At 71.9% G+C, this 12,372-nt stretch carries 10 protein-coding genes; 5 read left to right on the forward strand and 5 right to left on the reverse strand.

The genetic code is table 11. The features are described 5' to 3' along the window. Nucleotides 1–56: 56 nt before the first annotated feature. Nucleotides 57–1,901, reverse strand: a complete 1,845-nt coding sequence (locus ElP_RS33055) for a serine/threonine-protein kinase (RefSeq protein WP_145277599.1) — start codon at nucleotides 1,899–1,901, stop codon at nucleotides 57–59. Nucleotides 1,902–1,972: 71 nt separating this feature from the next. Next, nucleotides 1,973–3,418: a glycosyltransferase gene (locus ElP_RS33060; protein ID WP_145277600.1), complete on the reverse strand. Its 1,446-nt coding sequence runs from the start codon at nucleotides 3,416–3,418 to the stop codon at nucleotides 1,973–1,975. On the opposite strand from ElP_RS33060, the gene ElP_RS38980 reads away from it, so the two are divergent. Then, entirely contained in the window at nucleotides 3,417–3,560 is a 144-nt protein-coding gene (locus tag ElP_RS38980) for a hypothetical protein (RefSeq protein WP_197446558.1), read from the forward strand. The two genes, ElP_RS33060 and ElP_RS38980, sit on opposite strands and share 2 nt — an antisense overlap. A gap of 406 nt (nucleotides 3,561–3,966) precedes the next feature. Here the strand turns inward: ElP_RS38980 and ElP_RS33065 are convergent, their stop codons facing one another. From ElP_RS33065 to ElP_RS33075, 3 genes are all read right to left on the reverse strand, one after another. Next, entirely contained in the window at nucleotides 3,967–4,581 is a 615-nt protein-coding gene (locus ElP_RS33065; RefSeq protein ID WP_145277602.1) for a Uma2 family endonuclease, read from the reverse strand. Nucleotides 4,582–4,849: 268 nt separating this feature from the next. After that, nucleotides 4,850–6,226, reverse strand: a complete 1,377-nt coding sequence (eno, locus tag ElP_RS33070) for a phosphopyruvate hydratase (protein WP_145277604.1) — start codon at nucleotides 6,224–6,226, stop codon at nucleotides 4,850–4,852. 1,142 nt (nucleotides 6,227–7,368) lie between these two features. Then, nucleotides 7,369–7,977 (reverse strand): hypothetical protein, encoded by a 609-nt coding sequence (locus tag ElP_RS33075; protein WP_145277606.1) that lies wholly within the window; start codon nucleotides 7,975–7,977, stop codon nucleotides 7,369–7,371. Between the two features lie 499 nt (nucleotides 7,978–8,476). Between ElP_RS33075 and ElP_RS33080 the strand changes: the two genes are divergently transcribed. The 4 genes from ElP_RS33080 (at nucleotide 8,477) to ElP_RS33095 (ending at nucleotide 11,638) form a co-directional block, all read left to right on the forward strand. After that, on the forward strand, nucleotides 8,477–9,871 hold the full coding sequence (locus tag ElP_RS33080; protein ID WP_145277608.1) for a mandelate racemase/muconate lactonizing enzyme family protein: 1,395 nt from the start codon (nucleotides 8,477–8,479) through the stop codon (nucleotides 9,869–9,871). Between the two features lie 104 nt (nucleotides 9,872–9,975). Beyond that, nucleotides 9,976–10,209, forward strand: coding sequence for a hypothetical protein (locus ElP_RS33085; protein WP_145277610.1), 234 nt, complete (start codon nucleotides 9,976–9,978; stop codon nucleotides 10,207–10,209). 127 nt (nucleotides 10,210–10,336) lie between these two features. Further along, nucleotides 10,337–11,308: a sugar phosphate isomerase/epimerase family protein gene (locus ElP_RS33090; RefSeq protein ID WP_145277612.1), complete on the forward strand. Its 972-nt coding sequence runs from the start codon at nucleotides 10,337–10,339 to the stop codon at nucleotides 11,306–11,308. A 102-nt stretch (nucleotides 11,309–11,410) separates the two neighbouring features. Then, nucleotides 11,411–11,638 (forward strand): hypothetical protein, encoded by a 228-nt coding sequence (locus tag ElP_RS33095; protein WP_145277614.1) that lies wholly within the window; start codon nucleotides 11,411–11,413, stop codon nucleotides 11,636–11,638. The last annotated feature ends 734 nt before the right edge of the window (nucleotides 11,639–12,372 follow it).

Genomic DNA, 12,372 nt, shown 5'->3' on the forward strand with positions numbered 1-12,372 from the left:
GCCCGCCGCCGGGCGAGCCCGGCGGCGGCGGGGGACGGTCCGGGCCGGGTCGGCCCTCAGCGGATGACCCGGCAGCCCGACGGCCCGGCCCGGAGGCGATCGGCTGCCTCGTCCGAGAGGGCCGTCTCGCTGGCCCGGAGCCACTTCAGGTGGGGCAGTTGCAGCAGGTCGTCGACGCAGGCGTCGGTGATCCGGGTCCGATCCACGCTGAGTTCCTCGAGCAGGGCGAGGCCCCGGAGCCGGCGGATCCCGGCGTCGCCGATCTCGGTGTCGGAGAGGTTGAGGAACCGAAGGCGGGGGGACGAGGCCAGGGCGTCGAGCCCCTCGTCGGTCACGAGGGTCCCCGCCAGGTCCAGGTGCTTCAGACCGTCCGGGGGGCCGAGGCGGGAGAGGCCCCGGTCGGTCAGCGCGTTGTAGCAGACGATCAGCAGCTTCAGACGGGGCAGCCGGGACAGCTCGGCGAGCTGGTCGTCGGTCAGCCCGGTCTTGCCCAGGTGCAGGGAACTGACCCCCCCGAGCCTGGCGATCTCCTCGATCCGGGCGTCGGCGATCGGGCCCGCCCCGTAGAGCGAGAGGGATCGCAGCGTGACCGGACCCATCGGCAGCGTCTCGGCCGAGTGGATCGTCGGCGGGAAGACGTCGTTGAAGTCGACCGAGCCGCTCTCCGAGAGGATCCATCCGGCCATCCGGAGGTCGGGGGCGTCGCGGGTGGCCGGGGGCGGTGACCCGCCCCTCGACGTGAGCGGCTGGGGCCCGAACAGCCGGAGGGCGAGCACCAGGACGGCCGCCGCCAGCAGCAGGGTCGCCGCCGAGACGACCAGGCTCAGCCGGGTCCAGTGCCGGGGCCCGTCCCAGTCCCGGCACTGGCGAAGCTCCCGGGCCAGCTCCCAGGCCGAGGCGTGCCGGTCGGCCGGGTTCTTGGAGAGGGCCTTGCGGCAGACGGCCTCCAGTCGGGGGGAGATCGCCGGGGCGAGGCGGCTCGGCGAGGGCGGCTCCGCATGGATCACCTGCTCGCGGTACTCGGCCGACAATCGGCCCGGGAAGGGGCGCTCGCCGGTGATCATCTCGTAGAGGATCACCCCGAAGGAGAAGACGTCGGTGCGGCGGTCCACCAGCCGGGACTTGCCGCTGGCCTGCTCGGGGCTCATGTACTGGGGGGAACCCTCGACGCAGGCCAGGTCGCTGCGGTCGGTCGCCCGCAGGGCCAGGCCGAAGTCGGCCACGTAGGCCGTGTTCTTCGAATCGATCAGGATGTTCGAGGGCTTCAGGTCCCGGTGGATCAGCCCGCGCTCATGGGCGTGGGCCAGGGCGTCGGCCACTTCCCGGGCGATCGTCATCGCCTCCCCGATCGGCAGCTTCCGCAGGGCCATCCGCCGGGCGAGGCTGCCGCCGTCGATGTATTTGGAGACGATGAAGATCGTCCGGTCGTCGATCCGGCCGCAGTCGTAGACCGGGACGATGTTCGGGTGGTCGAGCTGGGCGACCTTGCGGCCCTCCTCCAGGAGGTGGTCGGTCCCCCGGTCCCGGGTCCGCCGGGCGACCTTGATCGCCACCTGGCGATGCAGCTCCCGGTCGTAGGCCAGCATGACGATGCCGAACCCCCCCCGGCCGATCTCCCGCTCCAGGCAGTAGCGGCCGGCGATGACGCGGTCGATCCAGACGGGGATCGACGGGTCGGGGGCCGAATCGGGCTGCAGCCGGATCGTCGGGTCGTCCTCGGGGGCCTCCCAGTCGGCCGTCGGCGACGGCAGGATGGGGGTCGGGGCCAGCTCGGTGGCCGGCTCGGTGGCATGCCCCTCGTCCTTCGGCCGGCGACGGACGCCGGCCGGGGTGGGACGGCCGGCGTCCCTCGGGTCGGGGCGGGCGTCCTTCGGCGGCCTGTTGGTGGTGTCGATCGACATCGGACGGGCACTCCCTTCGACAAGAGGAGCCGCGCTCGCGCCGGGCCGTCTCGGCCGACCCGGCCCGAGCCTCACGCGCCGGTTCCGTTGAGTCCACCGCGATCCAGCCCACCGCGATCACGCCCCCCGACGGCCCCGGCCATCTCGGCCGGGGGCGGGGGATCGACCCGGTGGTCGCACTCCAGATCCCAGTCCATCAGCAGCGTCCCGCCCCGGCGGGCCACGTCGAGCCACAGGTTGCAGTCGTAGCCGACGGCGTCCCCGGCCGACCGGGCCGGGCCGGCCAGGAAGACCTCGCGGCGGACCAGGGCGCACCCCAGCCCGGCACCCCCGATCGCCTCCAGCCCGGAGCCGCCCCTCAGGTGGATCAGCTCCCCCGTATCCAGGTCCCGGTACCGCCAGGCCACCCGGTGGTCCGGCACGACTCGGGACCGGTAGCTCGCCGACACGCCGTCGACGTCCGGGCCCATCCGGTCGAGCAGCCGGTCGAGCGCCTCGGGGGGCGGGATCACGTCGTCCTCCAAACACCAGACCAGGTCCGTCCGGACCAGCTGGCCGATCCGGTTCCAGATCGCCCCGACCCGGTCGTTCAGCTCCCGGCCGTGGCGCCGGCCCCCCTGCTGGCCGAGGACCGGCCTCGCGTCGGCCAGCTCCCGGGCCGACAGGCCCGGCACCGCCGGCCTCGGGTCCCGGACGTAGGAGACCCCGGCATACCCCTCCTGCCCCATCAGCCAGTGCCTCAGCCGGCGGCCGACGGCGACCGACCCGGAATTGTCGTAGAACAGGACGTGCAACTGCGACGCCGGGAACGTCTGCCGTGAGACGGCGTCGAGCAGCGCGTCGATCAGGGGCTCGCGCCCCGACCAGGGGATCGCCAGCGTCACCAGGTCGGTCGGGTCGATCGTCCATCGCCAGTCGTCCCGCCGGGGGGACCGCTGGTTGGCCCGGCAGACGCCCGAGTCGTGCCGGAAATAGTAGTAGTCGACCGGCGCGGGGACCATCCGCCAGCCGTGGTCCCGCAGCCGACGCCAGAGCGCCCAGTCGTCGTGCGGGACCAGGCCGTCCCGGTCGGGCTCGAAGACCGGCCAGCCGCCAACCTGCCGCAGCGCGTCGGACCGGATCAGCGCCGGCACCCCGGAGATGTTCGTCCTCCCCAGCAGGGCGGGCTCGAACGGGTGGTCCCACCGGCCCTGGGACTCGCCGCAGAACCGCAGGCGGGGGTAGGAGGCGGCCGCCCGGCAATCGGTCTCGATCGTGGCGAGCAGGGCCTCCAGGTAGTCCGGGGGCACCATGTCGTCGTCGTCGAGGAAGCAGAGGTAGGGGAGGTCCCCCAGCACCCTCAGCCCGACGTTCCTCGCCGGGTTGCCGCTCAGGCCGCAGCCGACCGCAGCCCGGAGGTACTCGACCCCGGGATAGCGCCGGGCGACCCGCTCGGCCGAGGGGTCGTCGCCGTCGCCGTCGTCGACCACGAGGATCCGATCGGGCCGGTGGGTCTGCATCATCAGCGAGCCGAGCATGTGCGGCAGCCATTCGGCCCGGTTCCGGGTCGGGATGACCGCGCCGACCCGGCGCGGGAGCGTCCCCCTGGCGTACCACGTCCCCGGCCCCGACGGCCCGCCCTCGGCGGCACCGCCGCCGAGCGGTTCCGAGGTGCCGTAGAGCGATCGGGACGCCTTCGCCCCCCCCCCGAGCCGGACTCAGCCGACGACTTCGAGTCGCCGTATCGGCCGGGGGAAACGGAGCGATCGCCATAAGAAGCGGGGGAGCTGGACATTGTCACATCACCAGTTCGAGGGCAAGCCAGGCCCGTCGGCCGGCGCCTTCCTATCTAGAAACCGACTAAACGGAGCGGGTTCTAATTCTACTGACAACCCGCCGTCTCTCTTCAAATGAAAATGCGGCCGATTGGAAAGAAATTCTGCACCCCATGTCGGCACCTCCCCCCGGCCCGGCGCCTGGCGTCCACGGTCATTCGGCCGATCCGACCGGGGATCGAGCGCAACCCTCCCCCCTCCGGGGCAGGATCGCCGTCGTCCCCTCGGGCCGGGCCCGAGCCGGGACCGCCTCAGATCCTCCAGGATTCGCCGCCGTCCCGGCGGGCGACCTCGACCCTCGGCCTCGGCCCGCCCGCGACGAGCCCGAAGTCCAGCGGCAGGGACTCGGCCCGGAGCGGACCGCCCTCCCCCGGGCGGCTCGTGCCGACGAGCTTCAGCACCCCGTCGGCCAGGCGGTACAGCTCCAGCCCCCAGGGGTCCCGGTCGACCAGCAGCAGCTCCCGGGTGCTCACCCTCGCATAGAAGTCCAGCTTCTCCCGGGAGCGGTCCCCCTTGCTGGCGACCTCCACGGCCAGGTCCGGCCCGCCCAGCCAGTGCGTGCCGCAGTCTCGGGAAGTGGTCCCCTTCAGGTAGACGGCGATGTCCGGGCAGCGGTAGTTGTGATCCCAGTCGTCCTCGCGGTCGCTCACGTTCACGCCCGCGAAGACCTCGCCGAGCTCTCCCCAGTTCAGGACGATCTGCAGGACCGCCGAGATCCCCGAGGCCAGCCCCTGATGCTCGTTGTTCGCCAGCGGCGACATGACGTAGACCCCGTCCCAGACCTCGTCAAATCGGTCCGCGCCGCTGCGCTCCCGCTCCTCCCGGAGCCGGTCCTCGACCTGCGAATCCAGGACGAGCATCGCCATGATCGGGGCTCCTGGTGACGGGGCGGGATCGGCATCGGCATCGGGACGGACGGCCGACGGGGGCGTCGGCCCAGCATCGGCCGACGCCCCCGTCGTATTGTATCGTCGTCCTCGCCGATCGGGTCGGCTCAGGCGGAATTGCCTGGATCAATGACCCCTGGGTGGCAGGGGTCTCGTCCGCGAGCCCCCGGTCGCCGAGGCCACCGGACCGGAGGCTCGCGGACGAGACCCCTGCCACCCAAAGGCAAGCCTCCCAAGCCTTGCAGTCTCAGACGCCCCGGCGCCGCAGGGGGGAGGTGTCGTAGACGGCCGAGGCCCCCAGTTCCTCCTCGATCCTCAGGAGCTGGTTGTACTTGGCGATCCGGTCCGACCGGCTGGCCGAGCCGGTCTTGATCTGGCCGCAATTGGTGCCGACGGCGATGTCGGCGATCGTGCTGTCCTCGGTCTCGCCGGAGCGGTGGGACATGACCGACGTGTAGCCGGCCCGGGTCGCCATGTCGACGGCCTCCAGCGTCTCGGTCAGGGTGCCGATCTGGTTCACCTTGATGAGGATGCTGTTGCAGGCGCCCCGGGCGATGCCGTCGGCGAGGCGCTTGGTGTTGGTCACGAAGAAGTCGTCGCCGACGATCTGGACCTTCGAGCCGAGCACCCGGGTGAACTTGGCGTAACCGTCCCAGTCGTTCTGGTCGAGCGGGTCCTCGATGGAGACGATCGGGTAGCTGTCCACCCACTGCTCGAACAGCCCGATCATGTCGTCGGCCGAGAAGAGCTTATCGGGGTTCGACTTCCAGAACTTGTAGCCCTTCTTGCCCCCCTCGTCGAACAGCTCGGAGCTGGCGCAGTCCAGGGCGATGGCGAAGTCGGCGTCGCGGCCGGCCTTGTAGCCGGCCTTGTCGACGGCCTCCATGATGTACTTCAGCGCCTGCTCGTTGTCGATGTCGGGGGCGAAGCCGCCCTCGTCGCCGACGGCGGTGGTGTGCTTGGCCTTCTTCAACAGCGACTTGAGCGTGTGGAAGACCTCGGCCACCATCCGGATCCCCTCGGCGAACGAATCCGCGCCGACGGGCATGACCATGAATTCCTGGAAGTCGATCTTGTTGTCCGCGTGCTTGCCGCCGTTGATGATGTTAGCCATCGGCACGGGCAGGACCCGGGCGTTGGCCCCGCCGATGTAGCGGTACAGCGGCAGCCCCCGGCTGGCGGCGGCGGCCCGGGCGGCGGCGAGCGAGACGCCGAGGATGGCGTTGGCGCCGAAGCTCCCCTTGTTCTCGGTGCCGTCGGCCTCGATCATCGCCCGGTCCAGCCCGACTTGGTCGGCGGCGTCGCGGCCGACGACGACCCGGGAGATCCGGGCGTTGACGTTCTCGACGGCCTTGCGGACCCCCTTGCCCAGGTACCGGGCCTTGTCGCCGTCCCGGAGCTCGACCGCCTCGTACTCGCCGGTGCTCGCCCCCGAGGGGACGGCGGCCCGGCCGAGCGTGCCGTCGGCCAGCACCACGTCGACCTCGACGGTCGGGTTGCCGCGCGAGTCGAGGATCTCACGCCCCTTGACGGCGACGATCGTGGCCGGGCCGGTGCCGCCCGGCGCATTCTGGCCCCGGACGAAGTAGAGGCCGACGGAGTCGGTGTTCGGCTGAGTGCTCATGGTGTGTGTGCAGGGTGCTCTGGGGTGGGAGAGAATCTCGGACGACGGCAATGATGCCCCGGGGAGTCCCGGGACCCGGGTTCGCCCGGGCGACCGGCGATCCCCGGCGGGGCGGTCCCGGTCCCCGCCCCACCGGGGGCGGGAGGCCGGCCCCGTCGGGAATGACGGGCATCGGAGCGATTCGAATCGCTCCGCTCCGCTCCGCTTCGAGCCGGCCGGTGGGGCGGGCCGACCCCGGGGGGCCGGGGCCGGTCGCCCGGATCGATCGGAGGTCGGATGGCCGGGGATTTCGGTGCGTTCAGGGGTCGACTCGGTCGGCCAATCGTCCCCGGCCATCCGCAATTCGCGGGAGTTCGTGTGGTCTGGCTGGTCTGGTCTGCGCTCGCCTGGCCTGGTGTCGTCGGGCCCCTCGATCGCCCCGGCCCGTCGAGTCGAATCGAGTCGAGTGCCGGGGGCCTTCGGACCGGGAAACACCGGGGAGTCACGGGAGGAGGGCGGCGGGCCCGATGGGCGAGATCGGGGCCGACCTGCGACCATCCCCCCGTGCTCCCGACGGCGTGTCGAGCGATCAATGCGCGGTACGGCCCCCGACCCCCGCATGATGCCGATCGGGCGGGGCGTTGGGCGTTGTCCCCAGACCGGAGGTCAGGGGCCGCCGCGCGGCGGTGCATCCCGGGTGCCAGTTCTTGGGGGCGCCCGACCGTCGATGTCCACATCGACGGCGGGCGCACGCGGGCTGAGCCCCGGTCTGGACCGGGCCCCGGCCGGCATGCGCCCGCGATCCGACGTGGTCGTCGCTCGGGCCCGCTATTGTGTCACGAGTCGGCCGCGTTTGCCAGTCGATCGCGAGACACGGTCGCTTCCCCCTGCTGCCCGGCGAGCCGGCCGTCTGCCGCCTCGTCGCGACGTCGTCCATCGCCGCCGGGCCCTATGGTTATCGGCCCGAAGGCCCGCCGGCTTGACCCCGACGCAAATTCAAGAGCCATCACGGCCTACGACCGGCATCCTCCTCGCAGGCCGTCCCCCCCGCTCCCCCTTGCGGTTCGAAAGGGCCGTCCCCTCGCCCGGTGGAGCCAATCACGCCGGGCGGAGATCCCCCGACGGATGGCGACGACCGGGGGTGGGCTACCGCCGGCCGGCCCTCAATCCCCCCGCCCCGCCACGAGCCGGGCCAGCCTCGACTCCACCCCCAGCCTCAGGAACTCCAGCTCCAGCAGGTTCTGGGGGGTGACGCCGATCCCCTCGGCCTCGGCCAGCTCCCGGTAGGCCTGCTCGACGCTGCGGAGCTTGCCGACCTCCCCGGCCAGGGCCTCCCGGCGGTCGTCGTCCGAGCCGGCCAGCTCGAGCGAGGCGTCGAGCCGCTTCGAGGACCATTCGACGTAGTCGATGATCGCCGCGTGGAAGGTGCCGCGCTGGGCGGTCGGCGAGGGGGGCTCGACGAACTTGACCAGGGCGAACTCCATCAGCTGATCGGCGATCTCCGACCGGCGACGGGCCAGATCCTCCGCCCCCGGCAGCCCGTCGACCACCTGCTGCACGTCCACCTCGACGCCGCCCCGCATCAGCTCCGCGATCCGCTGCGCCGCCTTCGACCTCGGCGTCCCCTCCCCCAGCGGACCGACCCCCGGGCTCACGTCCTGCGGCCCCGGCGACGCCCCGACCCGACCCGGGCCGACCGGGGCGCCCCCGAAGATCGCCCACGCCAACGCGGCCGAGGCCGCCCCGACACCGAATCCGATTCGAATGCTCATCTCCACCCCTCCCGTTGCGTCGCGTCGCGTCCCGTCTCGAATCGCCCCGACCCGACCCGGGCCGGGGCCGGCCCCGGCCGGCTCACTCGCCCCCGCGGATCCGACACCGTCCCACCTTATACCGGATCGCCCCGATCCGGAACCATCGCGGGCCGGTCGGGCTTCGACGGGGAACGCCCCGACGCCCGGCTCGATCCGGCCGGGGCGGCGGCCGGGGCGGCGGCCGGATCGCCCGGCTGGCACCCTTCCGAGCCGGCCGACGCACGACCGATCCGCTCGATCCCCCGGCCCTCGGTCCCCCGGCCCCGGGGGCGATCCGGGCGACCGGGGCCCGACCGCCGGGCCACACTCCCCCGGCCCGGGTCGCTCGTTGAGCCTCCCCGCCGTTGCCCGTAGACTACCCGTGTTTCACATGTGTTGGAGGGGATGCCCGGGCCCGAGCCGGCCCGGCATCCCGCACCTCGACCCCCTGGCCAAGCCGAGCCGACCGAGGACGCCCATGCCCCGACCCGCCCCGCCCCGCCCCGGCCTCGTCGACCGCCGCCGCTTCCTCGAGGCCTCGGGCCTCGCCCTGGCCGCCTCCCTCGCCGGCTCCGGCCCGAGGGCCTGGGCGGCCTCCCGGGCCCGGGGGGCCGACTTCCGCGTCGAGAAGGTCGACCGGACCGCCGTCCGCCTCCCCTTCCGGGAGACCCCCGGCCGGGCCATGGCCCGGGAGATCCCGCACTGGGACCTCTTCGAGGTCGTCGAGGTCACGCTCGGCTCCGGCCACGTCGGCTTCGGCGAGACGATGCTCTACTACACCTGGGGCGTCACCGGGGACGACGACGTGGCCCGGGCCCTGGGCAAAAACGCCGCCTCGCTGATGTGGGACGACTCGCTCGGCTCCGGCCTCCAGCAGGCCCTCTTCGACGCCGTCTCCCGAGGCCTGGACGTCCCCCTGCACCGGCTGCTCGGCGAGCAGGCCCACGACACCACCCCGCTCTCCTGGTGGAACATCGACATCCCCCCCGCCGACTGGGTGAGCGAGTGCCAGGAGGCCCACGCCCGGGGCTACCGCGCCATGAAGACCAAGGGCCGCCCCTGGTTCGACATCTGGGCCTGCGCCGACGCCGTCCGGGACGCCATCCCGGAGGACTTCAAGATCGGCGTCGACTTCAACGACACCCTGCTCACCGCCGAGCGGGGCCTGCCGATCCTCAAGGAGCTGGAGCAGACCCCGCAAATCGGCATCTTCGAGACCCCCATCCCCCAGCGAGACGTCGAGGGGAACGTCCGGATCCGCAACGAGGTCGAGACGCCGATCGCCCTGCACTACGGCACCCCCAGGCCCGCCGTGGTCATCAAGCGGGACGCCTGCGACGGCTTCGTCGTCGGCGGAGGCGCCAGCCGATTGATGGACACCGGCGCCGTCGCCGCGACGGCCGACCTGCCCTTCTGGCTCCAGCTGGTCGGCTCCGACATCACCGCCGCCTGGTCCCTGCACTGCGGGGCCGTGCTCAGCCACGCCACCTGGCCGGCGGTGAACTGCCACCAGCTCTACGACGCCCCGCTGCTGAAGGCGCCGATCGTCGTGACCGAAGGTTATGCCCCCATCCCGACCGGCCCCGGCCTGGGCTTCGAGCTGGACCGGGATGCCCTGGAGAAATACCGGGTCGAGACGCCGACCGAGCGGCCCGACCCGCCTCGGCTGATCGAGACCTCCTGGCCCGACGGCCGCCGGATGTACACGGCCAACACCGGCCGGGTCAACTTCATGCTCACCGCCGCCAACGACGGCCGGACCCCCTACTTCGAGCGCGGCGTCGACTCCCGACTCCTCCCCGACGACGGCTCCGACGCCTGGCGGGCACGGTACGACCGCGCCCGCCGCGACGGCCCCTTCATCGAGCGCTGAGCCGGGCCGATCGCCCCCCTCCCGGTCCCCGACCTAGGCTCCTCCCGGGCGACTCCCGGCGGCGAAGGGGCCGGGGGCCGGCCCCGGTCGGACAGGAGGGGGCGATGTTCTCGACGGACGACCTCGGCACCATGTTCTCCCCGGCCAAACTGATCGGCCAGCTCCTCTTCGGCACGATCGGCCTGGTCGCCTTCCGCTACGGCAAGAGCCAGATGACCTGGAGGCCCGTCTTCTGGGGCCTCGGGCTGATGGCCTTCCCCTACGCCGTCGCCACCACGACGCAGCTCTACCTCGTCGGCGCCGCGCTGACGGCCGGCCTCTGGTTCTTCCGGGAGTGATCCGGCCCGGCCGGTGGTGCGGTCGGCCCCGGGATCGGGGGGAGGAGCCCCCTGCCAACCTGGGCGGGATCTCGGCATCATGGGGCCGGTCCACCCGAGCCCCCCGACGACCCCGGAGGATCGCACCATGAACCCGAACGGCACCACCCGCAGGGGATTCCTCAACCACGCCGGCCTGGCCGGGGCGCTCGGCCTCGCCGGCCCCCTCGCCCCCCGATCCGCCCTCGCCGACGACCCCGCCCCGGCCCCCGCGCAGTCCGGCCGACGCCACCCCATCGGCGTCTCCACCTATTCCTTCTGGCAGTTCCGGGGGGAGCGCCTCGGCATCCCCGAGTGCATCGACCGGGCCGCGGCGATGGGCTTCGACGGCGTCGAGCTCCTGCTGGTCCAGATGCGGGACACCTCGAACCCCGCCCTGCAGGACATCAAGCGCCGGGCCCACTCCCTCGGCCTGGCCCTGATGGGCTTCTCGACCCACCAGGGGTTCGTCACCCCCGATGCCGACCGCCGCCGCTCCGAGGTGGAGAAGACCCTCGGGCAGATCGAGCTGGCCTACCGCCTGGGCATCCCCACCATGCGGATCAACACCGGCCGGTGGGGTACCAGCGGCAACTTCGACGAGCTGATGGCCAACAAGGGGATCGAGCCCCCCCTGCCCGGCCACACCGAGGACGAGGCCTTCGACTGGGTCATCGGCTCGATTGAACAACTCCTGCCGAAGGCCGCCGAGTGCGGCGTCGTCCTCGGCCTGGAGAACCACTGGGGCCTCGGCCGCACCGCCGAGGGCGTGCTCCGGATCGTCGAGGCGATCGACTCCCCCTGGCTGCAGATGACCCTGGACACCGGCAACTTCCTCGAAGACTCCTACCCCCAGATGGAGGCGATGGCCTCCAGCGACGTCCCCATTACCCTCGTCCAGGCCAAGACCTACTTCGGCGGCGGCCGCTGGTACGAGCTGGACCTCGACTACTCCCGGATCGCCGCCATCCTCCGGGACTCCGGCTACCGGGGCTGGATCTCCCTCGAATTCGAGGGCAACGACGACGCCGAGCAGGCCGTCCCCCGCAGCCTCGAACTGCTCCGAGAACACTTCTCCTGATGGCATGGCGGCGGGTGGCCGGGGCTGCCCCGGTGTGAAGGGGCCTGCGATTCCGGGGCCCGCTCCGCGTTGCCCCGGCCACCCGCCGAGATGAGGTGCGAGATGCCCGAACCCAAATTATCGATCCGTGAGGCGTACCTCGCGATGTATGCCTATCTCGAAGGGCTGTACGCCGAGACCAAGGCCGATTATCTGGGGGGATTGCTCGGCGGGATGAGTTTGCTGGAAGACGAACTCTCTGCTGACCCGGCTGCCTGGCAGCGGTGGATCGAAGCCGTCGAGAAGGTCCGACGGGGCAACGTAAGAGCCGAGTTGGGGCTGTCCGATTGACTCCAGACCGCCGTCAGTGCCGGCGGAGGCCATGTCGATTTCGTCTGCCCGATGAGAACCAGCCCCAAGGCCGCCCCTCGTGTGGCCGGGGCAACGCGGAGCGGGCCCCGGTAAGCAGGGCCCCGCGACCCGGGGCATGCTCCGCGTCGCCCCGGCCTCACGATCGATGATGACATCGCCGGGCCGAATGTGACTGCCGCCGGCCCGGATCACGATAATTATGGGTAGGACCCCGCTCCTCCGGGGCGTCCCTCGACCCTCCTCGCTCCTTGAAAATTCGGGCGGCAGGCAGGGCCATCGTCCGGGGACCTCGCCGGGCCGGATGGCGGCCGAGGCGACCGTGGACATGGAAAACCCTCGGCGCGAAACGAAGCCAAACTCGGGTGCGCATTCTACGGACCGAACCCATTTGAAATCCGAAATCACCGATCACGAATTGAGATACGACAATTGACTTGAGCGCACCGAGCCCCGTCCGACCGGCGTTCCGCCCGGCCGTCGGCCCCGGAATCGGCCGGGTGGGCGAGGGCAAGCGGAGGCGGCAAGGGACGAGGCAGGCTCGGCGAGGGATCGGGCAGGGCAGTCCGGACAGAATCGACGGAACGAACCCATTCAATCCGCGAAGATCGTTTCCGGGACACGAGTTGTGGATTTCATGCCTGGCGCACCGGGCCAACCCCGACTCAATTCATCCCGGAGTCGTCCGGAATGGCGGGAGACTTGGAGAGGCGGGG

Origin of the sequence: Tautonia plasticadhaerens (genome assembly GCF_007752535.1) — a bacterium.
Classification (GTDB): Bacteria; Planctomycetota; Planctomycetia; order Isosphaerales; family Isosphaeraceae; genus Tautonia; species Tautonia plasticadhaerens.

Bases quoted from the DNA above. Each gene is read 5' to 3' on its own strand.
- ElP_RS33085 (WP_145277610.1), top strand. From the start codon at position 9,976: ATGTTCTCGACGGACGACCTCGGCACCATGTTCTCCCCGGCCAAACTG.
- ElP_RS33065 (WP_145277602.1), bottom strand. From the start codon at position 4,581: ATGGCGATGCTCGTCCTGGATTCGCAGGTCGAGGACCGGCTCCGGGAG.
- ElP_RS33080 (WP_145277608.1), top strand. From the start codon at position 8,477: ATGCCCCGACCCGCCCCGCCCCGCCCCGGCCTCGTCGACCGCCGCCGC.
- eno (WP_145277604.1), bottom strand. From the start codon at position 6,226: ATGAGCACTCAGCCGAACACCGACTCCGTCGGCCTCTACTTCGTCCGG.
- ElP_RS33060 (WP_145277600.1), bottom strand. From the start codon at position 3,418: ATGCTCGGCTCGCTGATGATGCAGACCCACCGGCCCGATCGGATCCTC.
- ElP_RS33075 (WP_145277606.1), bottom strand. From the start codon at position 7,977: ATGAGCATTCGAATCGGATTCGGTGTCGGGGCGGCCTCGGCCGCGTTG.
- ElP_RS33055 (WP_145277599.1), bottom strand. From the start codon at position 1,901: ATGTCGATCGACACCACCAACAGGCCGCCGAAGGACGCCCGCCCCGAC.
- ElP_RS33090 (WP_145277612.1), top strand. From the start codon at position 10,337: ATGAACCCGAACGGCACCACCCGCAGGGGATTCCTCAACCACGCCGGC.
- ElP_RS38980 (WP_197446558.1), top strand. From the start codon at position 3,417: ATGTGCGGCAGCCATTCGGCCCGGTTCCGGGTCGGGATGACCGCGCCG.
- ElP_RS33095 (WP_145277614.1), top strand. From the start codon at position 11,411: ATGCCCGAACCCAAATTATCGATCCGTGAGGCGTACCTCGCGATGTAT.